Origin of the sequence: Streptomyces sp. NPDC048734 (assembly GCF_043198675.1) — a bacterium.
GTDB lineage: Bacteria > Actinomycetota > Actinomycetes > Streptomycetales > Streptomycetaceae > Streptomyces.
The window spans coordinates 284,712-307,358 of record NZ_JBICUZ010000010.1 but is presented as its reverse complement, the minus strand read 5'-3'; the positions used below and the strand labels follow the sequence as shown (position 1 = coordinate 307,358).

Genomic DNA, 22,647 nt, shown 5'->3' with positions numbered 1-22,647 from the left:
CTCACACCTCCGGGTACGGGCGGCCCGGGATGCCGTCCGGCCGCGTACCGGTGACCGGGGGAGCCGGCGGGACCGGCGGCATGTGGCCGGGGGCGCCGTAGGTGGCGCCCGTCGGGGAACCGGTGGGCGGCGCGGGGGAGGCCGGGGCGTTCAGCGCGCCCTGGTCCGGCGCTCCGGCGGGCAGCTGTGACCCGTTCCCGCCGGACCGGGCGGATCCTGCAGCCCGGCCCAGGCGTCCGACCGCCAGTCCGGCCAGCAGAGCACCCCCGAGGAAGACGCCGGGCCGTCGGCGGGCGAAGCCCTGAAGGTTGGAGACGAGGCCGTCGACGCCCTGCTCGTCCAGGTAGTCGGCCGCTCGGTGGCCCCTGTCGGCGGCCTGGGCGGCGAGGCTGCGGGCGGGCGAGTCGCTCTGGGCGTTCTCGGCCAGGCCGGAGAGGTCGCCCGCCCACTGGCGCAGCGTGTCCGCGGCCCGCTTGGCCTGCCCCTCGGCCTCGTCCATCGCGCGGTGACGCAGCTCGTCGATGACCGTGCCCGCCTGCTGCCGGGCTTCACCCATGACGTTCTGCATCTGTTCCGCAGCGGTGCCCGCCACCTGGGTAGCGGCCTGTTTGGCCTGGCCGGCGGTCGCCGAGGTCTCCGCCTTGGCCTTTTCTCGGGTCGTCCCCGTTCCGGTCTGTATGGACTCAGTCATCGGCGGCTTCTCCTCATCGGATGTACTGCGTGTACGGGAGGCGGTACGCCGGACATCACACGTAACCGTCCGTTCTCGATCCGAGTGGCCACTATGTCCCTTCTGACACATTTTGAGAGGAGGGGGATGTGTGGGCCGTGCCGCGGCGGGATCCGGTGAGGGCCCGTGCCGCCGGGATCGGTCACGGGTCCGTGTCGCACAGGCGTCCGCCGGAGAGCCGCCCCCCGGGGCGTCGTCGCGGCCGGTGTCCACGATCACCCGCACCTTCTTGGGCGCTGCTCGCGGGCCATTCGTGTCACGCGGATCCCGGCGGTTCGCGTAGGCCGTGGACTCGTCGCCGGCGGCAGTCCTCGTGGCGGGCGGCGGTCCCTCGCGGCGGGCGGCGGCTGTCCGGGACCGTGGGCGGGTGAGGGGGAGTGCCGGACGCCTGAGTCCGTCGGCGGTGGTGGCGCCCGGGCGTGCCGCCGCTGGGGTCCGGTGGTTGGAGGCGCAGGTTCCGCTGCTGCACCGGACCCCAGCTATGAGGTCTGGTGCCCGGTAGTGGGCCTCTTATGCCGTTTGTCCGAAGGCGGGCCCTGAGGGGGACATGGCTGTGGGCCCCGGGTGTTCCCGGGGCCCACGGTCCTGCTGCCGTCTAGCGGGTCACCAGCGGTACCAGCGGCCCTTGCGGCCGCCCGTGTCCGCGCTGCGCATGACGAAGCCGAGCAGCCAGACGACCAGCACGATGACGGCGATCCACCACAGTGCCTTCAGCGCGAAGCCCGCGCCGAAGAGGATCAGGGCCAGCAGGAGAACGAGAAGCAGGGGAACCATAGTTATCAACCTCCGCCGCTCCTGGTGCCCGGCGAATCGAAGAACACACAGTCGGATCACCTGGTTTCTTCACCGCACTTCCGGGCAATGGTCACGGATTCGCCACCGGTGTCGGCCTCGTCCCCTCGGGCACCTCGTCCCCTCGGGCACCCGACGGCGGACGACCGATGAGTTTCACGGTGATCCGCAGTCAGAGATCATGGTTGGTGCGCCACGGCCGCGAGTGCGACCCCGTCGCGCGCCTTCCGTACCTCTCACCATCAGAGAACCAGACGCGAGACACCGAGGAACTTCCGATGCGCACCCTGATCAGCACCGCCTTCGTCTCCCTCGACGGCGTCGTCGAGGCCCCGGGCGGCGAGCCCGGCTACCGGAACTCCGGTTGGACCTTCAAGAACGTCGAGTTCCTCCCCGAGGCCTTCGACATCAAGGGGCGTGAGCAGCAGGAGGCCACCGCGATGCTGCTGGGCCGGACCAGCTACGAGGCGTTCAGCCCGGTCTGGCCGGACATGGAGGACTTCGCCGACTACAAGATGATGCCGAAGTACGTCGTCTCCACCACCCTCACCGAGGACGACCTGGTGTCGAACTGGGGCGAGACCACCATCCTGCGCTCCCTCGACGACGTCGCCGCGCTGAAGGAGACCGAGGGCGGCCCGATCATCGTGCACGGCAGTGCCGCCCTGAACCACGGCCTGTCGGACGCCGGCCTCATCGACCGCTACCACCTGCTCGTCTTCCCGCTCCTCCTCGGTGCGGGCAAGCGTCTGTTCAGCACTTCCGACAAGGACGCCCAGAAGCTGACGCTGGTCGAGCACGAGGCCTACGCCAACGGCGTGCAGAAGAACGTCTTCGACGTCGTCCGCTGATCACAGGGGCAGGCCGTACCTCCGGACGGCGGCGGGCCGCACGCCGCCCGGTACGACCGACCCGCGGTCAACGCCGGTCACGGGTCGGTGGACGGCCGGGCCGCGGCGACGTCCACCACCCCCGTGTCCGGCCGACGCGCTCGGGGCGCGGGGACACCGTCGCTCACGTGAGCCATCCGTCGGGGATCTCCTGGCGGTGCGGCCGCGCGGCGCCCACGCCCTCGATGTCGCGCTCGGCGGTCCTCAGCAGCTTCCGGGCGAGGTCGTTCATGGCCCGGCCGGCTGCCAGTTCGTCGCCGATCTCCGGCACGTCCGGGTCCGCCGGATGGCAGTGCGCACTCCCGTGGCCGGTGATCTCCGTGGTGCCGGTGTCCAGGGTCAGCTGTGCTTTCGTCGTTCCCGCGTCGTCCTCGAACAGATGAAGACGGACCGTCCATTCCGACGTGTGCGGCATCGCTCTCCTCCTCGATCCGGATGGTGGGGCGCGTCATCAGGGCGCGTCATGGGTGCGGGGCGGCGTGGAGGCGGCCTGCGTCCTGTCCTCGATGCGGCGCCGGACGTCGGCCGTGAGTTCGCCCAGCCGCGCCGAGACCGTCGCCCGGGGCGCGACCGGCGCCCGGATCCGGCGGGCGGCCGGGGGCAGCGTCTCCAGGTCCGCGGCGAGCCTCTCCCCGCTCTCGTCGAGCGTGGGCCGCCCGCCGGTGCGCCGCCCGTTCAGCATCACCGTCTCCAGCAGCGGCACGCCGCCCTCGGGGGGCCGCTCGTCGGCGAGCCCGATCACGTCGGCGCAGCCGGGACGGCGGAACACCTGCTTGCGGCCGGGTGCCGTCACCTTCGCCGAGGAGAGCTTCATCACCGGTCGGCCGTCGAACTCGACCAGCTTGTAGGCGGAGTCCAGGTACGGCGCGTCGGCCGACACGCCGACACGGGTGCCCACGGCGTACGTGTCGATCGGTGCCCCGGAGCGGACGAGGTCGTCCACGGCGTACTCGTCGAGACCGCCGCTGGCCACGATCCGCACATCCGGCAGGCCCGCCCCGTCGAGGAGGGAGCGGGTTCGGACGGCCAGGTTCCCCAGGTCCCCGCTGTCCAGCCGGACCGCGGAGCCGGGTCCGCGGTCCAGGTCCCGCAGGACGCGCGCCGCGACACGGACGCCCTCCTCGGTGTCGTAGGTGTCCACCAGCAGGGTCACCGGACCGGGGTGGGTGCGGGCGAAGGCGCGGAAGGCCTCCTCCTCGGAGGCGAACGCCTCCACGAAGGAGTGCGCCATGGTGCCGACGGCGGGTATGCCCCACGCGGTGGCCGCCGCCACGTTGCTGGTCCCCGCGAAGCCGGCCATCGCGCCCAGACGCGCGGCCTGGAGGCCCGCCTCGGGACCGTGGGTGCGACGCAAGGAGAAGTCGACGACCGGATGACCGGCCGCCGCGAGCGTGCAGCGCACGGCCTTCGAGGCGATCGTCGTCTGGTGGTTGAGCTGGTTGAGCACATACGTCTCGACCAACTGCGCCTGCGGAAGAGGTGCGGTCACCTCCAGCAGCGGCTCGTCCGCGAGCACGATCCGCCCCTCCGGGACCGCCCGCACCCGGCCGGTGAACGTCAGCCCGAGCAGGGGTTCCAGGTCCTTGGGAGGCCGGTGCAGCGCCGAGGCGAAGGCGGCGACGTCCTCGGGGCCGACACGGAAGTCGGCCAAGTGGTCGAGTGCCGAATCGAGGCCCGCCGCCACCAGGAAGCCGCGCCCGGGCGGCAGGGAGCGCGCGAAGAGGCTGAACGTCGCCGGGCCGGTCGTTCCCTCCCGCAGGTAGGACATGGCCATCGTGACTTCGTACAGATCGGTGGTCGTTGCATCCGACATCGCTGTCATCTCCCGGGCTCGGCCGGAGTCGTGTCCGTCACGGGTGGAAGCGCGCGGACCACCCGGGCTCCACGACGTTCCACTCGGCGTCCCACTGCGCGTACCTCCTCCGGTCCAGGACCAGACGCATGCCCGCCCAGGCCGCGCCGGACCCGGCGGCCACGCCGAACGCGGCCATGCCGCCCACCAGCCAGCCACTGGTCGTCGCGTTGAGCTCGCTCGCGGGCGGACCGGTGACGGTTCCGTTCCGGTCCACCCACACGCGCACGGTGGCGCCCTTGGAGGTTCCCGGTTCGACGAGGGCCGCTCCCGTCCGCACGACCCCGTCGGCGCCGGTCCAGCGGACCTGCGCCGGCCGCGTCGCCCAGTCGTCACCCTTGACGTCCGACGTCAGGCGGGCGGTCACCTGGTGCCGTTCCGCCGCCTGGGCGCGCACGGTGTCCATCGACGCCTCGTACGCCGTCATGCCCGCGCTCACCGCGGCCGCCGGCAGCCCGAGGACGAGAACGACCATGAGGACGCGGCGGCACCAGCACTCGAACCTGTCGGACGGACGCCTCAGGGGGTTCGCGCCCCCGGACGCGTGATCGCCGTGCCCCGACGGCGGACCGGACGTGTACGGCGAACCTGGTGCGTTCATGAGTCGGCCTCCAGCAACTCGCCGGCCGTCCCCACCACCTGCCCCCACCGTCGGACGGCGGCGGGGCGGGGGAACAGGGCCGGAGGTCCCGGCCGGACCGGTTTTCGGCTCAGTCCGTTTCCCCGGACCGCGGGCGTACCGGTCGGGTCCGGGGTACGACCGAGCCGGAGCCGGAGCCGGAGCCGGAGCCGGAGCCGGAGCCGGAGCCGGAGCCGGAGCCGGAGCCGCGACCGGGACCAGGACCGCGACTCGGCAGGTGACCCGGGTCCGCCCGGACCCGCTGCGGACCCGGCGAAACCGACCGCCGGGGGTCCGGCGAAACCGACCGCCGGGGGAACTGTCATCGCACCCGTCTCCTCTCGCGGTGGGCGCCGCGCTCCCGGCTCCCGCGTCGCCGCTCCACATGCGCCGCGAAGGGGATTGGGGTACTCCTCGAAGGAGGGACGCCCCGCGCCGGTGTGTCGGCGACCCCCGGCGCGGACACGCCGCCGGAGTCGTCGCCCGTCACCCACCCTCGTACCGCCGCCGTACCGCCGTCGAACCCACCGTCGTATCCAGCTTCGTACGAGACGGAGACCGCCGCCATGCAGCCAGTCGTCACCGTGGGCCCCGACGGCTCACCCGGACGTCTCGCCGCCGCCCGCCGGGCCGCCGACGAGGCCGACGGCCACGGGCTCACGCCACGCCCGCCGCACGCGCGGTCCCTGCCGGCGCCCGGACCGGCCCGCGTCCCCCCGCGGACCGGTCGGAACCGCCCGGCGCGGCGTTCCGCCCGCACCGCGCGGACGGAGTTCCGGGCCCGCCACCCCCACCGGGACACCGTCGGCGGCCCGGTGGCCGACGCGGCCCGGACCCCCCGGCTCCGGGTGGCATCCGATTCCGGTGCGACCGCGCCCGGCGCACGGGCGCCGGAACCCCTCGGGGGCCGCTTCCCGGCCGACGTCGGCACGCCGGTCGTGGCCCGGGCGGAGCGCCCCGTGGTCCTGCGTGCCGTCACCCCGGCCGCCGTCCGTCACGGGCCCTGTGCCGCCGTGGTCCCCCATGACTGAGCCCGGCCGTGACGGGCGCGCGGCGCGCCCGGTGACCGGGGCCGCCGGACCCGTGCTCCGATCCGGCGCACACCAGGACGGCGAGCCGCCGCGCGCCGAGGTGTGCGAGACCCACACCGCGATCGTGTTCTTCGCCGGCGACCGCGCCTACAAGGTCAAGAAGCCGGTGGACCTGGGGTTCCTGGACTACACCACGCGGGCGGCACGCCGGACCGCGTGCGACCGCGAAGTCGCTCTCAACCGCCGCTTCGCCCCCGACGTCTACCTGGGCCTCGGCGAGTTCCGCGGCCCCGGCGCGGAGACCCCCGAACCGCTCGTGGTGATGCGGCGCATGCCCGCCGACCGGCGTCTCTCCCGCCTGGTGCGGGAAGGAGCCGCCCTCGACGACGTCCTGCGGGCCGTCGCCCGGCACCTCGCCGCCTGGCACGCGGACGCGCCCCGCGGTCCGGACGTGGCCGAGCAGGGCACGCGGGACGCCCTGTCGTCGCGCTGGGAGGCGAGCTTCGCGCAGGTCCACGCGCTGGCCGACGACGGCTCCGTGCCCGACGGGGTGACCGAGACGGAACGGCTGGTGCGGCGCTACCTCGCCGGCCGCGAACCGCTGTTCGCCTCCCGCATCGAGCAGGGCCGGGTGGTCGACGGCCACGGCGACCTGCTCGCCGAGGACGTCTTCTGCCTCGACGACGGCCCTCGCGTCCTGGACTGCCTGGAGTTCGACGACCGGCTGCGGTACGTCGACGGCCTGGACGACGCCGCGTTCCTCGCCATGGACCTGGAACAGCTCGGCGCCCCGGAAGCCGCCGCCTACTTCCTCGCGCAGTACGGCGAGTACTCCGGCGATCCCGCCCCCGCGTCCCTGTGGCACCACTACGTCGCCTACCGCGCGTTCGTCCGCGCCAAGGTGTCCCTGATCCAGGCCCACCAGGGCGCGCCCGGCGCGCGGACGGCGGCACGCCGGCTGGTGTCGACGGCGCTGCGTCACCTGCGCACCTCCGCCGTCTCCCTGACCCTCGTGGGCGGGCTGCCCGGCAGCGGGAAGTCGACGCTGTCCGGGGCGCTGGCCGACCGGCTGGGGGTCACCCTGCTCAGCAGCGACCGCGTCCGCAAGGAGCTGGCGGGCATTCCGGCGGAGCGGTCCGCGGCGGCCGGCTACGGCGAGGGGCTCTACACACCCGAGTGGACCAGCAGGACCTACGCCGCCCTCCTCGACCGGGCGGCCGCCCTGCTGTCCGCCGGCGAGTCCGTCGTCCTGGACGCCACCTGGTCCGACACGGACCGGCGCGAAGCGGCACGGCGCGTCGCCGAACGCGCCGGAGCCGACCTCGTCGCCCTGCGCTGCCGGGCTCCGGACGAGGTGTCGGCGGCCCGCCTGCGCACGCGCGCCCCCGGCCCGTCCGACGCCGGCCCGGACACCGCCACCGCCATGGCGGCCCGCGAACCGGCCTGGCCCGAGGCCGTCGCCGTCGACACCGGCGGCCCGCTGGACTCCGCCGTCGCCCGGGCACTGGCGGCCGTACGCCCCTGGGGCACCGGGCAGGCCCCGGTCTTCCGCCGTCCCTACATGGAGCCGGACTGACGGCACGTACGACCGCGCGGGGTCCGTGTCGCCGGAGTGCCGCGCCGGGGCGACCGTGGAGGTGGGGGAGCGAGGAAGTGGCTACCGTGCGTGCGCTCGTCCACCACGGTCCGGGGCACATCTCCTGGGACACCGTCCCGGACCCCACGACGCGGGAGGCGACCGACGCCGTCGGTCTGCCCGGCGCCTCCTCCTTCGACGAGCTGATGTCCGCCGCCCCGGACACCTTCGCCATCCCGCCCACCGCGCCCGACGACATGGCCCTGCCGCACTTCGCCAGCGGCACCACCGGCACCCCCAAGGGCGCGGTCCACGTCCACGAGGCCGTCGTCGCACACTAAGCCACCGCCGCCCGCGCGCTCGACCCGCGCCCCGGGGACGTGTACTGGTGCACCGCCGACCCCGGCTGGGGCACCGGCATGTCGTACGGGATCATCGCCCCGCCCGTCCACGGCGCGACGGTGGTCGTCGACGAGGACGACTACGACGCCCGGCGCTGGTACCGCATCCTCGGCGAACAGCGGGTCGGCGTCTGGTACACCGATCCGACGGCCCTGCGCATGCGCACCACACCGCGCCAGGGCCCCTACCACCTGCCGCGCTCCCACGACCTGTCGGCCCCGCGCTTCATCGCCTCTGCCGGAGAGCTCCTCAACCCGGAGGCCGTCCTGTGGGGCCGGGACGTCCTGGGCCCGCCGGTGCACGACAACTGGTGGCAGACCGGGACCGGCAGCATCATGATCGCCAACTTCGGCCTCCGTGACGGTGCCCGCCCGCACTCCCGCCTCCGCCGCGCTCACCAACACGGCCCTCGTCCACGCCGAGGCGGTCTACGGCCGTGCCCTGCGCGCCGCCGCGGAGTACGCCGTCGCCCACGACGCCGCCGAGCTGATGGGCGCGGAGGCCGTCAGCACCCGGCACCGGGTCCGTGCCCTGCGGCGCCACTGGATCCCACGCCTGTGGGAGGCGCTCGACCGGGTCGAACTCGCCCCGGAGCAGGCCGAGCACGAGGACGGTGTCCGGCGGCGCTGGGCGGCTCGCACCTTCGAGCGGTGACCGTTCAGGTCCGGCGCTCGTGCCCGCCGGGTCCGGCGCCCCGCACCGGGACCGTGATGACGGGGCAGTGGGCGTGGTGCAGCACGCCCTGGGTCACCGAGCCGAGGAGCATGTCGCTGAAACCCCCGTGCCCGCGGGTGCCGACGACCAGGCCCAGCGCGTGTTCCGAGGCCTTGGTCAGGACCCGCACGGGGTGGCCGTGGACGACCTCGTGGTGCAGTTCCACCCCCGGGTACCTCGCGGTCCGGCCCGCGACCGTCTCGGACAGCACCCGGCGGCACTTCTGCACGGCGGCCTCCTCGTCCAGCACGCCGAGGAGCGGCCGATGCCACACGTACAGGGCCCTGAAGGCCGCTCCGCGCAGGGCCGCCTCCTCGAACGCCACGTCCACCGCCGCCGCCGCGTGCGGACTGCCGTCGACGCCGACGACGAAGTACGGCGGCTCCTCGGTGACGTGCTCCGGCTCGGGAACGACGACGACGGGGCAGCGGGCGTGGGCGGACACCGGGAGAGCCACGGAGGCGGAGGTGAACAGTTCGCGCCGGGTGCTCAGATGCCAGGAGCCCACCACGACCAGGGAGGCGTTCCCCGCCTCCTCGCGCAGCACCCACGCCGGCTCTCCCTCCGCCAGCACCGTCGACACCTCCACGGTCGGCCGCCGGGACTCGACGAAGGCGACCGCCTCCTCGAGGGCCCGGGTCCCGGCTTCGTGCAGCGCGCGGTTCCACTCCTCCCAGGACGCCCGCGCCTCGCCCGTGCGGTACCCGCCCGTCGGCACACCCTGGGCGTGGACGAGCCGCACCGGCAGGCCACGGCGTTCGGCCTCGTCGGCGGCCCAGGCGAGGGCCAGCCGCTTCGAGGGATCCGGGTCGACGCCCACGACGATCGGCTCACGCCCGTGCGTACCGTTCATGGCACCTCCAGCAGATTCCCGTGCCGCCGTCCGTTCCCCGCCGTCCTTCCCAGCGTGACCGCACTCGTCGGGAGCCGCCACGGCATCGCCCGCGGGGCGCGCGGTCGCGGCTGCTCACCGCGCCTCCTGCGCGCCGGTGTCGTCAGGGTCGGCGGGCCGGCCGGTGAGATGGGGCTCGACGTCCACGACGCCTTCCACGGCGCGTACCAGGCGCACGGCGACCGGGACGAGCGAGGTGTCGCGAACGCGCCCGCGCAGGATGACGACCCCCTCGCGCACGTTCACGTGGATGGCGTGGCTGAGGCCCGGGAAGAGGTACGACACCACGGTGCGCCGGACCTCCTCCTCGATGTCCTCGTCCGGCCGCAGAAAGACCTTCAGCAGGTCGGCCCGGCTGACGATGCCCTGGAGCGTGCCGAGGCCGTCCACCACGGGCAGACGCTTGACGTGCCGGACGGCCATGATCCGGGCGGCCTGCGCCAGCGTGACGTCGCCGTGGACCGTGATCGCGGGAGTGCTCATGAGCTCCGCCGCTGTGGCCGCTCCCGCCTTCGCGACGTCGGACAGCCGCCGGCGTTCCTCGCCGAGGCCCTGGTCCCCGTCGTGGAACTCCTCCTTCGGCAGCAGGTCGGCCTCGGAGACGACGCCGATCACCCGGTCCTCGCCCTCGAGGACGGGCAGGGCACTCACCCTCCACTGCTCCATGGTCCGGACGATCTCCTTGAAGGGCGCGTCACGGCCGACGGCCATCACCGTCCGGGTCATCACGTCGCTCACGATGTGCGGGGTCTGCGGCACTGCCGGGCACCTCGTTCCGTCACGTCTGGTTCCGTCACGTCTGGTTCCGTCACGTCTGGTTCCGCCGGGTCAGGGGACCTCGCCCGCACCGTGCGGCGCGTACAGGTCGAGCAGCCGCATCCGTGCGGACCTGAGCCGGCGCGCGAGCACGCCGGATACGTAGGTGCACAGCTCGTGATCCAGTCCCGGATCCTTGGCGCACATCTCACGGACCGCCGCCGCGCCGAACTCGTGGGCACGCACCGGGCTGTCGGCCTCCGCCCCCAGATGCCACCGATGGGGAGGGACCAGCCAGGACCAGCCCAGCAGCTTCCCGGCACCGAGGGTCTCGATGACCGCCGGCCGCTGACCGGGCACACGCAGGTCGAGTGCCACCGTGCCGGTGTGGATGATCCAGAAGTGGTCGGCCTCGCCGCCCTCGTCGAAGATGCGCTCGCCCGCCGCGAACGACACCTCGTGCGCGAGTGTCATGAGCTGCTCGCGGTGCTCTTTGCTCAGGGCGCCGAAAACGCCGGTCCTCGCCACCACGGTGGACTCCCTTCTCCGTGACCTCGGCGTGGGAACGCACTCCGGTCCGGTCACCGACGTCTCAGCACGCGGCCGGCGCGTGGCCGGTGCGCGGCCGGGGCGGGGACCGGGACCCGGTGGCCGCCCGCTCCCGGCCGCATGACTCCACCATCGCGGCAAACAGGCCCGGCGCAACCCGGGCGGTCGACGGCCGCGAACCACCCCCGGGGACGCGGGTGCCGTACCGCCGGGGGTGGTGGGCCCGTCCGCGCCCGCCCGGTTACCGGGTGACCCCGGCTACTCGGTGACGCGGACCGCGAGCGCCGGGCGGATGGCGGCGGCGCGCCGTGCCGGTCCGATCGTGGCCAGCAGCGACGCGGCGAAGGTGGCCGCCGCCAGGGCGCCGATGCCGGTCCACTCGACGGGGAAACCTCCTTCGAGACCCTCGAAGGCCGCGCTGTTGCGGTACATCAGCCAGGTGGTGAGGACGCCCAGGAGCGAGCCGAGGACGATCCCCTCCACGGCGATGAAGGTGCTCTCCCACAGGAAGGAACGCTGGACGGTCCGGGCCCGGAAGCCGAGGGCCCGCAGGATGCCTATGGTGCGGCGGCGTTCGCGCACGGCCCGGACCATGACGACGCCCAGGCCGGTGATGCCCACGCCGAGGCCCAGGGCGAGGAAGCCCTGCATGAGGCGGAAGAAGGCGGTACTGGAGTCGAACTGGCGGCGGATGTCCGACTCGATGGGGGTGGCCACCAGGCTGGACGCGAGCTGCCCGCCCTGAAGCCGGGTCGCCAGGGCGTCGGGGGAGGTCCCCGGGCTCGTCCTCACCAGCGCGGAGGCGTTCTGCGCCTGGGCGCCGAAGAGCTCGCGCGTCGCCCGCTCGCCCAGCACCACGGGGTACGTGGTCGAACTGGCGCCGGTGCCCGGGTAGAAGACCATCCCGTTGCTGAGCACGCCGGCGATGACCTTCCGTTCGCTGCGGCCCGTCCGCGGATCGGTCAGGGTGAGGGTGTCCCCGGGGTCGTAGTAGTCGCCGGCCGGGCCGCCGGTGCTGCCGAAGAAGCCGTCGAGGACGACGTAGCGCGGGTCGGTGGCGAGGGCCCGCCACACCGCGGCGTCGTCGCCCAGGCCGGGCAGCCGTTCCCGGAACGTGATGCCGGTGATCGCCCCGTCCGGCACGCCGACCACGGCGGCGTCCAGCGGCTGGGTGCCGCGCCGTCCCGGATCGGTGGCCCGCCCCGTGGCGTTGAGCAGCGGTGTCACGGCGGAGATCTCCGCGGCGGACGGGCCGCCGCGGAGATCGGCGGCCAGCCGGTCGCCGGCGACCTGCGCGTTGTAGTCCAGGCGCAGCGAGTACCCGGCGGTGGCGTCGGCGACGACTCCGTCGACTCCGGCACGCAGGATGCCCGAGATCTCCGTCAGGAGCACGAGGACGAACATGATCAGCGTGTACATCACCAGCGTCGCGCCGGTCCGGAACCGTTTGGCCAGCGGGTAGGCGACCGCGAGCCGCGCCGCCAGGCCACCCTCGGTCGGGCGCTGCAGCAGCCGCCGCAGCGGGCGCAGCAGTGTCTGCTGGTTGTCGCTGACGAGCACCACGGCGGAGAAGGCGGCCAGGGCGCCCTGGACGACGTACACGGACATCGAGGGGGTGTCGAAGATCCGGGGGCGTACGACCGGCGCCAGGAGCGTCCAGGTGAGCACGGCTCCCGCGACCAGGGTGGTGACCGTGTGCCGGGACAGGACGCGCAGCAGCGCCGGGGCGGCGAACACGAGGGCGAGCGCCGGCAGGAGGTACGTCGTGTCGGGCTGGCTGCGTGCCACGGCGGGGACGGCCGCCAGCGCGCACAGGACCGCGAGGGCGGTGGAGACCACGAGCAGACGGCGGCGCGGCTTGCGTCCCGGTGTGGCGGGGAGGTCGCGGATCGCCGCGATGATGTTGAACCGGCTGATGCGCACACTGGTCGCGAGGATCGCGGCGAAGGCGATGAGCAGGCCCATGGCCAGTCCGTTGAGGATGCTGGTCGGGGTGACGGCGAACACGATGCGGATGCTGCTTCCGCCGACCGCCCAGCCCTCGAAGATCTTCGCGGCCACCACCGACACGCCCCAGCCGACGGCGACCCCGATGGCCACGCCCGGCAGCGCGGACAGCAAGGCGTAGGCGGCCCCTTCGAGGGTGAAGGACCCGACCAGCCGCGAGCGCTTCATCCCCACCGCCCGCACCATGCCCATCTGCGACTTCCGCTCCTCGCCGAGCATGACGAAGATGTTCACCAGCAGCAGCGCGCCCGCGATGATGCTGAAACTGCCGATCATGAGGAACAGGGCCCCGAGGGAGTCCCCGGCCTGGCGGGCGTCCCGCAGGACCGTGTGCTTGGGCGTCTCCACCGCCGTCTGACCGGCGAGCGGGCCCAGGGCCTGACGGATGTCGGCGGTCACCCGGTCGGTCAGGTACTCGCCGCTCTCGACGCCGCCCCGGTTGGACACGAAGGTGACCGAGCGCGGCTCCGTACCGGCGGCCCGGGCGGCGGAGTCCAGGGCCCCCGGCGCGAGGAACACATCCCGGTTCAGCCTGCCGCCCAGACCCACACCGGCCAGACCCTCCTCCGGCACCACACGCTCCACCCGGTACGTCCGCGGTGCTCCGAACAGGTACAGCGTGACCGGGTCCCCGGCGGACACGCTCAGCGACCGGGCCAGCGGCTCGTTGACCACGACCCGGCCCGGCTTCGGGTTCGGTCCGCCGAGGCCGGAGTCCCCGCCCGCGGAGCCGAAGCGCGACGCCTCGTCGAAGTCCAGCTGCCAGGCCAGGACACGCGGTTCGGCCACCGTCCGCCCGGCGGCGCCGCTGACGGCCGACGCCTGGGCGGTCCGGGCGTTCAGCACCCCGTCGACGTCGGGATCGTCCGCGAGGACGGCAAGCCGCCGGGTGACGGCCTGCCCGGCCGGCCCCGGGGGTGCGACGACGCGCTCGTCCACCTGCCCCAGGGTGCGGTACGCCTCCTGCCGTACGGAGAAGTTCAGCGTGTCGCCGACGACCAGGGCCCCGATGACGATGGCCGTCCCGAGCACCGATCCCCCGATCACCAGCGCCGCCTCGGTGCGCCGGCGGGCGACCTGCCGGAACGCCAGCCGCCGCGACACCGGCTGCCGGGCGGCGACCAGTGCCAGGGCGGCGAGGGCGAGCGCGAGGGTGGTGAGCAGCGGGACCAGCAGGCCGGGGTACACGGTCAGCCCCGGGACGCGTCGAGACCGGCGGCGGGTGTGGTGGCGCCCTGGCGGATGTCGTCGACCAGTCGCCCGTCGCGCATCCGGATCAGACGGGGGACCCGCGCGCCGATGGCGCTGTCGTGGGTGACCAGCACGATCGTCTGGCCCTCGTCCCGGTTGAGCTCGCACAGCAGGTCCATGACCTGGTCGGCCATCGCGCTGTCGAGGTTTCCGGTCGGTTCGTCCGCCCACACGACGGCCGGGCGTCCGGCCAGGGCGCGGGCGATGGTCACCCGCTGCTGCTCACCCCCGGACATCTCGCTCGGCCGGTGCCCGACCCGGTGGCCCAGGCCCACCCGGTCGAGCATGGCCAGTGCCCTGCGCCGTGCCTCGTGCGGCCGGTTGCCCACGAGCAGCAGGGGGAGTTCGACGTTCTCCACGGCGGAGAAGACCGGTATGAGGTTGAACGCCTGGAAGACGAAGCCCATGGAGCGGGCCCGGTGTTCCGTACGTGCCGCGTCCGACATCGCGAACAGGTCGTGGCCGTCGACCTCCACCCGGCCGCCGTCGATGTCGTCGAGCCCCGAAAGGCAGTTCAGCAGCGTGGTCTTCCCGGAGCCGGACGGTCCCATGACCGCCACCATCTCCCCGTGCCGCACGAGCAGATCGAGGTCGAGCAGGGCGGTGACCTCCACCGAGCCCGTCCGGTAGATCTTGCGCACCCCGGTGGCGACGAGGAGAGCCCGGTCGGTGTTCATGGTGTCCATACCAGCCTCCGGAGGGAACGGCGGGCCAGGGCCGCCCGGTCCCCGCGGGAGGGGCCGACAGGCCCGGCCGCCGGCTCACCGCGAGACCCGCTCCAGCGGTTGCACAGCCGTGGTCGGGCGTCCCCGGTCGAGCGTCCGCACTCAGGTGTCCTCGGTCGCCCGGATGCGTCGCCGGACAGCGGTGGCGACCGGGGCTCCCGAGCCCCGTGGCGGTGCGGGCGAGGCGCACGGATCCAGCTTAGCGAGGCATTCGGCGGGGTTCTCGGCCTAGCGTTGCGCGGGGTCGGCCTTTCGGCTCGGCGGCGACGGCCAGGGCCTCCACCGGTCTCCCCCGCCAGCCCTGGAGGAGACGGAAGGAGTGGCCCGCCGGATCGGCGAGGAACCTCCGGGCCCGGGTGACGACGCGGAGCAGCGTGGTGCCGGGGGCGAGCACCTGCTCCTGGGCCGTGCCGAGGCCGGGGACGTCGAGGTCCGGACGCAACCGCCACGGCCCCGCCTCCTCCCGGTGGACGGCGACGACCACCGGGAGGAGGCCTACGGGCCGCGCCCGCTCCACCCGGTGCCCGGGCCGACCACCGATCACGAACGGACGCCCCGCTCGCTGCCGCACGCTGGTCAGGGGGCCCGGCACTCCGGGTCGTCCACGATCACCGCGTGGGCCGGGAGGATCACGACGTCGTCCTCGCCCTCCTGCCGGACGGACTTCGTGGTGGCGTAACCCCGTCTGCCGTCTCCCACGCACTTGGTGGCGATGTTCCCGAACCCGTCGGGAAAGTCGTACACCTCGGCCGGGGAGTCCTCCCCGGCCCGGCCCGCCACCGGCGCATCGGCCTTGCCCCGCTCGTCGTAGCGCTCCCCGGCGCACCCCGAGACGCCGAGGACCACCAGCGCCGCTCCGAGGACTCCCCGGATCAACCGGCGCACGTCTTGTCCTGCACGATCTGTATGTTGGACGGCGCGTCGGCGTTGGTCGTCACATACGCCCGGAACCCGTGCCCCACACACTTGGTGGCCAGGTTCCCGAACCCGTCGGGCATGTTGAACACCTCGGCCGGAGTGTCGTCACCAGCCCCGCCCCGCACGGGGGCGTCCCCCTTGCCGCGCTCCTCGTTGTAGCCGTCGGAGCATCCGGCGGCCATGCTCCCCACGACCACCACCAGTCCGGCGGCCCACGCCCCCACACGCCCGCGTGTACGCGTCATCGCTGTTCCTCCCTCACCTCGAGTCGATGAAGAGGTGGACAATCCGCGGGATCCCAGCGGTTCCGGACCGGCGAGGGCCTCACCCGAGCCCGAGCCCGAATTCACCTCCGCGTTCGACCGGAAAGTCCCTGTCCGAACTGATCGGCGGCCCGTAGAAATGCCTTCTCGGCCTGACCGGCCGCCCGCGATCAGGAGGAGTCACCACAGATGCGTCGCCTTCGTTCCGCCTGTCTGGCCTTCGCCGGCACAGCAGCTATGTTCGCCCTGTCCGCCGCGCCCGCCCAGGCCGCCCCGGGTGACGTCTCCACCTCCTGCGCGAGCGTCCTCACACCGGCCGGTTACGTCGACGTCAGCTGGGGGTACAGCAGCAGCTGCGGCACCCAGAGCTTCAGCCCGAACATCAAGCAGATAAAGCAGCTCACCGGTCTGCCGGTCGGCACCGTGGTCAATGCCTGCGCCTCCACCTACCAGCCCGCCGGCTGGGTCCAGACCAGGTCGTACTACACCAGCAGCTGCGTCTATTCCTCGGTCCCCAGCTTCAACCACAACGCCTGGCAGCTGAAGCGCGTCTCCTGACCCGGAGGTGTGACGAGACCCCTCGTCGAGCGGGGTGAGCGCGAAAGGCGCCCGCGCGGTGGGCGCGGGCGCCTTTCGTAAGTGACGACGAGGGCGAGGAAAGCGAAAGAACTCGTTTCAGAAGGTGAGTTGAGAAGGAAGCCCTTTCATGGCCTCGCCAAGGCCAACGCTAGCACTCAGGCCGGTATCAGGTCGCGGAGATTTTCCGGCGTGACGACCCGGGAGTCCGGGTGCAGCCCCTCGGGGCGTTCGAGACCGATGTACAGCACCGGCTCGTCCGGCACCGGCCCGCCGTCCCACAGCTCCACGACCGTGGTGCCGCCGGACAGGAGGCCGGCCAGGTGGCGGACCGTCAGGTAATCGCGCTCGACCACGGCGCGCACCACCTTGGACACCGACACCTGGTTCTCCTCGACCCGGTTGGCCGACGAGACGCCCCTCAGGTACAGGTGCAGCCACTTCGCGTGCCACCGGCCGTCGTCCTCGCGCCGGAACACCAGCGGCAGCGCCACCCGGCCCGCCCCGCGAAGGTCCGACTTCATCCGCACCGTGCGCGGCTCGAACGGGCGGCCCTGCTGCTCGCCGTCGCGCAGCATGAAGCCGAAGAACGACTCCTCGACCTCCTCGAAGCTCTCGCCGGCGAAGATGTTGACCTGCGGAACGACGAAGGTGCCGCGCACCCGGTCCAGGGACAGGTCGATGAACTCCGAGGCCCCGTCGGGCGCCTCGGTGACATCGCCGGAGTGCTTGCCCCCGACGGCGGTGAGGGACGTGTAGGACAGCCAGGAGTCGGTGCTGTAGTTGCGGCGGAGGAGCAGCGCCGAGAGGTCGTAGTCGGTCCGCTGCGCGGTCTCCTTCCAGTACACGAAGAAGCGCAGCCGTTCGCCCTCGACGGCGGAGACCGAACCGCGCGGCAGGACGCCGAGCCCGGCCGCGGTCGCCCTGCCGCTGAGCGGGAGCGCCACGTCGAGGACGTCGGGATCCAGCAGCAGCCGGCCCGGCGCGGGGAGCCGGCGCCGTGTCTCGGCGTCGAGGGCGGCGATCAGACGCTCACGGTCGGCGGCGGGCACGGGCGGCCGTACGTCCGGGGCGACCCAGCCGCGGCCCCGGCGGTTGACGAAGATCCGGGGCTCGGCCGTCTCCCGCTCCCGGTTCTGGAAGTGCTCGCGGACCGAGAGCACGACCCGGCCGGAGACCCGGGGGGCGACCTCCACCGCGGCGGCCACCACCGCGTCCCGTTCCCCCTGGTCGGCGGCGATGCGCAGCAGGAGGTCCAGGGCGCGGAACAGCTTGCCGGGAGCGGACCTCAGCAGCCGCGTCGCGCCGAGGACGTCGTACTCGTCGAGCAGCTTCTCGACATGGCTGTCGAAGGACCGGGCCTCCTTCTCGCCCCGCGCCACGGCGAACACGTCGGCGGCGTGCGGCCAGCGCGGGTACTCGTGCGGGTGGAGACGCTCGCCGAGCCGTTTGAAGGGCTCGCGGTGCGCGTGCACGTCGGCCAGCTTGGCGGGGTTCGCCGCGACCACGGCGTCGAGGCCCGCGAGCAGGGCACGGCGGACCGGCCGCGGCAGGGACCGGAACCGGGTCGGTTCCCGCAGCGTCACGTCGCCGCCCGACAGGGCGCACGCGAGCCGCAGCACGTCGGTGACGGTGTCCAGCAGGAGGTCCGCGCCGGCGGCGAGGCGGGCCTCGTTGACCACCGCCCGGTTCTCCCGGACCGGGATCGACTCCGGCTGGGGGCCGAGCGCGCACCGCTCGGCGAGGACCTTGAGGTCGCCCAGGTGCTCCTCGCCCAGCGGCGTCGTGCTGCCCGCCAGGGCCAGGTACAGGTCCGTGAGTTCCTCCTCCAGGTCCCGTCCGAGGTGCAGGACGGTCACCCGGTCGCCGGCCGAGGTGATCAGTTCGTCCTGTGCCGCGAGCATCTCCTCGTAGGTGTGCCGGTAGCGGCCGTAGGCGGGGAGGCTGAGCAGGTCCAGCACCCCGTGCGCCAGCTGGGTCAGCACGTTCTCGCGGGAGGTGTCGTCGGCGAGCGCCTCCGCCACGCACCGCGCCCAGAACTCCTCGGTGTCCGGCACGTTCGCCGGGAAGTCGATGAAGTACGCGTTGTGCCGGACGTGGTCGCCCACCATCTCGGCCACGGTGCGCAGCGTCCGCCCGGCCGTGTGCACGACCGCGGCCTCGGACAGCCCCGACAGCCGCTGCAGCAGCTCCGACGACAGCTTGAAGCCCACGGATGTCAGCGCTGCGTCGAACTGCCGTGCGGCGGTGGCTCCTTGACCTGCGGAGCCCCGGGGAGAGGGAAGGCGGTGCGTGTGCCGGATGACCAGCGATTCGAGACTGTGCGCCATCCGGGGATGATCGCAGAGGTGTGCGAGCCGGCGCGCGGGAGTTTTCCGCGCACCGCCCACGCCCGCGGGACACCGCCCATGCCCGCGGGACATCGTCCACGCCCGCGGGCAGAATCCTCCCCTCCGCCGGCACCCGCGGTCCGGACGCTCCCGCAGCCGGCTTCGAGCCGCTCCACGGGACACGGCAGCGGCCGAGCGGAAAGGATCGGATCCGGGCCCGAACAGCCGTATGCCTCCCGTGGGGAGCCGGGAGGCGCGGCGGACCCGGCCGTCCACGCGGACGGCACGGCCCAGCAGGAGGATCCTCACCCGGAGGGTGTAACCCGCACCCCCACCATGCACCACGAACCAGCCGGCGGAACAGATCGCGGCCGAAAGCAGTCGGCGGCAGTCTGCGTATGAGCCAGGGCATCGTGCCCGGGGTCTGCGCACCCGACCCGTCGCCCCGCGGCTGACGTCGTTCCGGGGCCGGCCTTCAAAAGACGCACGAGAAGGAGCGGCCCGGGAAACCGGTATCGGACACGCACGCCGAACTCTCGAACCAGTGGCCACGGTCGAGCGGCCTCGGGTTCGGCCCCGCTCGTCCTCACCCCCAGACCTCTCCGAACTCCCGCCCCCTGACGGAGACTTCTGTGTTTCGTCCTGCGGATCGTGCGGCCACTAGGCTGCGACGATGGAAAGCGTGCCTCACGTGCCCGAGAGCCTCACCCGGTTCGCAGGCCCGGCCCGGGTGAACGACTACGACAGTTTCGCCGAGGCCTACTCGGCGGAGAACGAGCACAACCTGGTGAACGCGTACTACGCGCGGCCCGCGATGCTGGCCCTCGCCGGAGACGTGACCGGCCGTCGGATCCTGGACGCCGGCTGCGGCTCGGGCCCCTTGTCCGCCGCGCTCCGCGACCGCGGTGCGGTCGTCACGGGCATCGACGCCAGCGCAGGGATGCTGGCACTGGCCAGGCGACGGCTCGGGGACGAGGCGGACCTGCGCGTGGCCGACCTGAACGACCCCCTGCCGTTCGCCGACGAGGCGTTCGACGACGTGGTCTCGTCGCTGGTGCTGCACTACCTGGAGGACTGGGGGCCGACACTGGCCGAGATGCGGCGCGTACTCAGGCCCGGTGGCCGGCTGATCGCGTCGGTGGACCACCCTTTCGTGGCGTACACGATCACGGATCCCCGGCCCGACTACTTCGCTACCACCAGCTGTACCTTCGACTGGACCTTCGACGGGCGGTCCGTCCCCATGAAGTTCTGGCGCAAGCCGTTGCACGCGATGGTCGACGCCTTCACCACCGCAGGCTTCCGCCTCGCAACCGTCAGCGAGCCGCAGCCCGACCCGGCCGCCCGCGACCTGTTCCCCGACGGCTTCCACGACCTTTCGACCAAACCCTGCTTCCTGTTCTTCGTCGTCGAGGCACCGCCGTCGCGGTGCTCGTCCAGGTCCGGCTCCGAACATGACCCCCTTCACACGCCCCAGCAATAGACACCGTGGCCCTGGGCGGGCGCCCCTGAGGGAGCAGCCATGTCATCGAGGATCACCGAGGCGCTCTCCGTGCCGATGACCTCGCCGTCCCGCGCACGCCGCGAGGACTACGCGGCCGTCCCGCGCACGCCGCGAGGACTACGCGGCAGCGGCGTCCTACACCTCGGACCGCCCGGCCTCGGCGAGCGCCGTGCGCGGACGGGGCGAGATCGTGAGGACGACGCAGCCGGCGCCGGACGACGTGCGCATCATCGTGCTCTCCGATGGCGCGGTGATCTGACGAGATGGGTTTGGGTGCGTTCGGGTGGTCCGTCGCCCGGACTGCAACTGCCGACCGCCCGGGCGGCCTCCTGGAAACCGAGCGAACGCCGATGTTGGAGGTTGGTTGTATGCAGGAGTGGAACTACTCGCCGACCGCGGTGACGGTGCCTCGGCTGATCCTGGACCCCTACCGCTGCGGTGTCGACGCGAACACGACTCTCGACGGAGCGCAGACGGGTGGGCAGTGGGGGGACGAGGACTGGCGGGTACCGCCCCAGGCGCGGGCCGAGGAGGAGGCACTGTCGCGCGTCCCCGAACCGGGCCGTCGGCCGGCCCTGTCCCCGGCCGACGGCCGTCGTCTGGAGCTGCACGCGGCACTCGTCCGGGCGGGCGTCGCGCCCGCGCCCGGAGATCTGCACGCCGTGGAAGCGCTGAGCACCCTGGACGACACCGTCAACGACGCCGTCCGACGCTGGATCGCGGGGCACTGAACCCGGTCGCCTTCCCTCGCGGCCCCGATGCCGACAGGCGGTCCGTGCCGTGGAGCGTTCGCGCACGACGGGTCGGCCCACCGTCCTTCTCGGGGCGGGTGCGTCGTCGCCGCGTCGAGGACCTCGCCGTCCAGGAGGAGCGACGTACCCGTTGCCGCGGCCGGGGGCGCCCGGCAGGGCGCCGGGCCCGACACGGCGAAGCCGTCCGTGGGCCGTGGTGTCGGGCGATGCGGTGGCGCGGCCCGCCCGGCGCGCGGGCCGGGCGGGCGGCACGATCCGGCTCGTACCGGTGGGGACGGCCCGGTACGGCGCCCCGGTCCACCTCGTCGATCTCAGCCGGCACAGCGGGGTCCTCGCACGAGGCCGCCACCCGCCGTCCGAGCCGACGAGGTCCGGGAAGCCGTTCCGTCACGTCGACGGAGCTCTGCTAGCGGTTGACGGATTTCATCCCCGCCTCGTCGTACCGCTCGCCCGCCGCCTCGGGCAGCTCCGCGTCGATGCGGGCCAGGTCGTCCCCGGTCAGCACGATGTCGACCGCGGCCGCGTTCTGCTCCAGGTAGGTGCGGCGCTTGGTGCCCGGGATCGGCACCAGGTCCTCGCCCCGGGCCAGCACCCAGGCGATGGCCAGCTGGGCCGGGGTCACCTCCTTCTCGGCGGCGATCTCCTTCACCTTCGCCGCCAGCCGGAGGTTCGCCTCCAGGTTGGCGTCCTGGAAGCGCGGGTTCTCGCGGCGCCAGTCGTTCGCGTCCAGCTCGTCCGGTGAGGTGAACCGCCCGGCGAGGAATCCGCGGCCGAGCGGCGAGTACGGCACGAAGCCGATGCCCAGCTCCCGGCAGGTGGGCAGCACCTCGGCCTCCACGTCCCGCGACCACAGCGAGTACTCGCTCTGCACCGCGGTGACCGGGTGCACGGCGTGCGCGCGCCGGATGGTCTCCGCGCTCGCCTCGCTCAGGCCGATGTACCGCACCTTGCCCTCGGCGACCAGCTCGCCCAGCGCGCCGGCCGTCTCCTCGATCGGTACGTCCGGGTCGACCCGGTGCTGGTAGTACAGGTCGATGTGGTCGGTTCCCAGACGCTCCAGGGAGCCGTGGACCGAGCTGCGGACGTGCTCGGCCGAGCCGTCCTGCGGGCCGACCGTGCTGATGTCACCGGGGACCGCTTCGTCCATCCGGTAGTTGAACTTCGTCGCGATCACGTACTCGTCGCGATGTCCCCGGATCGCCTCACCGACGAGCGACTCGTTGGTGAGCGGCCCGTACATCTGGGCGGTGTCGAGGAAGTTCACCCCGAGGTCGAGGGCACGCCGGATGGTCGCGATCCCCTCTTCCCGGTCGGCGGATCCGTAGAAGGCGGACATGCCCATGCACCCCAGGCCGATGGCCGACACCTGGAGGTCCCGCAGACTGCGCTTCCGCATGTTGTGTTCCAGCCTTTCCCTGTGCACTCGTTCGTCGTCCGGACGGCACGAAGCCCTGCATCCGTCCAGCGACGGATTCCACCGTCCGGCATCCCGGGAGGGGCTCCGGCCGGGACGGGCTC

General features: G+C 73.2%; 22 protein-coding genes and 1 pseudogene. 8 read left to right on the top strand and 15 right to left on the bottom strand.

Annotation, left to right across the window (positions count from 1 at the left end):
• Window position 1: 1 nt before the first annotated feature.
• Window positions 2-691, bottom strand: a complete 690-nt coding sequence (locus tag ACGFQC_RS26005; RefSeq protein WP_363093102.1) for a hypothetical protein — start codon at window positions 689-691, stop codon at window positions 2-4.
• Between the two features lie 642 nt (window positions 692-1,333).
• The gene (locus ACGFQC_RS26000; protein ID WP_030933194.1) at window positions 1,334-1,504 is read right to left on the bottom strand and encodes a DUF5670 family protein; all 171 of its coding nucleotides are present in this window, start codon (window positions 1,502-1,504) and stop codon (window positions 1,334-1,336) included.
• Window positions 1,505-1,800: 296 nt separating this feature from the next.
• Here ACGFQC_RS26000 and ACGFQC_RS25995 point away from each other — a divergent pair, with 296 nt between their 5' ends.
• Window positions 1,801-2,373 (top strand): dihydrofolate reductase family protein, encoded by a 573-nt coding sequence (locus ACGFQC_RS25995; RefSeq protein ID WP_363092428.1) that lies wholly within the window; start codon window positions 1,801-1,803, stop codon window positions 2,371-2,373.
• 163 nt (window positions 2,374-2,536) lie between these two features.
• On the opposite strand, the gene ACGFQC_RS25990 is transcribed toward ACGFQC_RS25995, so the two are convergent.
• From ACGFQC_RS25990 to ACGFQC_RS25980, 3 genes are read right to left on the bottom strand one after another with little or no spacing between them, the layout of a single operon-like run.
• Window positions 2,537-2,827: a DUF1876 domain-containing protein gene (locus ACGFQC_RS25990; RefSeq protein ID WP_363092427.1), complete on the bottom strand. Its 291-nt coding sequence runs from the start codon at window positions 2,825-2,827 to the stop codon at window positions 2,537-2,539.
• A gap of 36 nt (window positions 2,828-2,863) precedes the next feature.
• On the bottom strand, window positions 2,864-4,225 hold the full coding sequence (locus ACGFQC_RS25985) for a nicotinate phosphoribosyltransferase (protein WP_363092426.1): 1,362 nt from the start codon (window positions 4,223-4,225) through the stop codon (window positions 2,864-2,866).
• A gap of 37 nt (window positions 4,226-4,262) precedes the next feature.
• On the bottom strand, window positions 4,263-4,739 hold the full coding sequence (locus ACGFQC_RS25980; RefSeq protein ID WP_363092425.1) for a hypothetical protein: 477 nt from the start codon (window positions 4,737-4,739) through the stop codon (window positions 4,263-4,265).
• A gap of 710 nt (window positions 4,740-5,449) precedes the next feature.
• Between ACGFQC_RS25980 and ACGFQC_RS25975 the strand changes: the two genes are divergently transcribed.
• The 4 genes and pseudogenes from ACGFQC_RS25975 to ACGFQC_RS25960 all read left to right on the top strand — a co-directional run bounded on the left by ACGFQC_RS25975 (window position 5,450) and on the right by ACGFQC_RS25960 (window position 8,546).
• Window positions 5,450-5,914 carry a hypothetical protein gene (locus ACGFQC_RS25975; RefSeq protein ID WP_363092424.1) on the top strand — a complete coding sequence of 155 codons (465 nt, stop codon included), beginning with the start codon at window positions 5,450-5,452 and terminating at the stop codon, window positions 5,912-5,914.
• 100 nt (window positions 5,915-6,014) lie between these two features.
• Window positions 6,015-7,490, top strand: coding sequence for an AAA family ATPase (locus tag ACGFQC_RS25970; protein ID WP_363092435.1), 1,476 nt, complete (start codon window positions 6,015-6,017; stop codon window positions 7,488-7,490).
• Between the two features lie 206 nt (window positions 7,491-7,696).
• Window positions 7,697-8,176, top strand: a pseudogene (locus ACGFQC_RS25965) (AMP-binding protein); the annotation flags it as partial.
• A gap of 73 nt (window positions 8,177-8,249) precedes the next feature.
• Entirely contained in the window at window positions 8,250-8,546 is a 297-nt protein-coding gene (locus ACGFQC_RS25960) for a V-type ATP synthase subunit D (protein ID WP_363092422.1), read from the top strand.
• 4 nt (window positions 8,547-8,550) lie between these two features.
• On the opposite strand, the gene ACGFQC_RS25955 is transcribed toward ACGFQC_RS25960, so the two are convergent.
• From ACGFQC_RS25955 to ACGFQC_RS25920, 8 genes are all read right to left on the bottom strand, one after another.
• Complete coding sequence (locus ACGFQC_RS25955; protein WP_363092421.1) at window positions 8,551-9,459, bottom strand: universal stress protein; 909 nt, start codon at window positions 9,457-9,459, stop codon at window positions 8,551-8,553.
• Window positions 9,460-9,573: 114 nt separating this feature from the next.
• Window positions 9,574-10,257, bottom strand: coding sequence for a CBS domain-containing protein (locus tag ACGFQC_RS25950; RefSeq protein WP_363092420.1), 684 nt, complete (start codon window positions 10,255-10,257; stop codon window positions 9,574-9,576).
• Between the two features lie 69 nt (window positions 10,258-10,326).
• The gene (locus ACGFQC_RS25945) at window positions 10,327-10,782 is read right to left on the bottom strand and encodes a cyclic nucleotide-binding domain-containing protein (RefSeq protein WP_363092434.1); all 456 of its coding nucleotides are present in this window, start codon (window positions 10,780-10,782) and stop codon (window positions 10,327-10,329) included.
• Window positions 10,783-11,061: 279 nt separating this feature from the next.
• Window positions 11,062-13,998, bottom strand: a complete 2,937-nt coding sequence (locus ACGFQC_RS25940; RefSeq protein WP_363092419.1) for an FtsX-like permease family protein — start codon at window positions 13,996-13,998, stop codon at window positions 11,062-11,064.
• Between the two features lie 2 nt (window positions 13,999-14,000).
• A complete protein-coding gene (locus ACGFQC_RS25935; RefSeq protein WP_363092418.1) occupies window positions 14,001-14,747 on the bottom strand; it encodes an ABC transporter ATP-binding protein in 747 nt (248 codons plus the stop codon).
• Window positions 14,748-14,985: 238 nt separating this feature from the next.
• Entirely contained in the window at window positions 14,986-15,270 is a 285-nt protein-coding gene (locus tag ACGFQC_RS25930; protein WP_393288746.1) for a VOC family protein, read from the bottom strand.
• A gap of 92 nt (window positions 15,271-15,362) precedes the next feature.
• On the bottom strand, window positions 15,363-15,671 hold the full coding sequence (locus ACGFQC_RS25925; protein ID WP_363092417.1) for a hypothetical protein: 309 nt from the start codon (window positions 15,669-15,671) through the stop codon (window positions 15,363-15,365).
• A complete protein-coding gene (locus ACGFQC_RS25920; RefSeq protein WP_363092416.1) occupies window positions 15,659-15,949 on the bottom strand; it encodes a hypothetical protein in 291 nt (96 codons plus the stop codon). Before ACGFQC_RS25920 ends, ACGFQC_RS25925 begins: the two co-directional genes overlap by 13 nt.
• Window positions 15,950-16,156: 207 nt before the next feature.
• Between ACGFQC_RS25920 and ACGFQC_RS25915 the strand changes: the two genes are divergently transcribed.
• Complete coding sequence (locus ACGFQC_RS25915) at window positions 16,157-16,525, top strand: hypothetical protein (RefSeq protein ID WP_363092415.1); 369 nt, start codon at window positions 16,157-16,159, stop codon at window positions 16,523-16,525.
• Window positions 16,526-16,701: 176 nt separating this feature from the next.
• On the opposite strand, the gene ACGFQC_RS25910 is transcribed toward ACGFQC_RS25915, so the two are convergent.
• Window positions 16,702-18,873, bottom strand: a complete 2,172-nt coding sequence (locus ACGFQC_RS25910; protein ID WP_363092414.1) for a hypothetical protein — start codon at window positions 18,871-18,873, stop codon at window positions 16,702-16,704.
• Between the two features lie 673 nt (window positions 18,874-19,546).
• On the opposite strand from ACGFQC_RS25910, the gene ACGFQC_RS25905 reads away from it, so the two are divergent.
• Window positions 19,547-20,356: a class I SAM-dependent methyltransferase gene (locus ACGFQC_RS25905; RefSeq protein ID WP_363092413.1), complete on the top strand. Its 810-nt coding sequence runs from the start codon at window positions 19,547-19,549 to the stop codon at window positions 20,354-20,356.
• A 389-nt stretch (window positions 20,357-20,745) separates the two neighbouring features.
• Complete coding sequence (locus ACGFQC_RS25900) at window positions 20,746-21,108, top strand: hypothetical protein (protein ID WP_363092412.1); 363 nt, start codon at window positions 20,746-20,748, stop codon at window positions 21,106-21,108.
• Window positions 21,109-21,535: 427 nt separating this feature from the next.
• Here the strand turns inward: ACGFQC_RS25900 and ACGFQC_RS25895 are convergent, their stop codons facing one another.
• Complete coding sequence (locus ACGFQC_RS25895; protein WP_363092411.1) at window positions 21,536-22,525, bottom strand: aldo/keto reductase; 990 nt, start codon at window positions 22,523-22,525, stop codon at window positions 21,536-21,538.
• Between the last annotated feature and the right edge of the window lie 122 nt (window positions 22,526-22,647).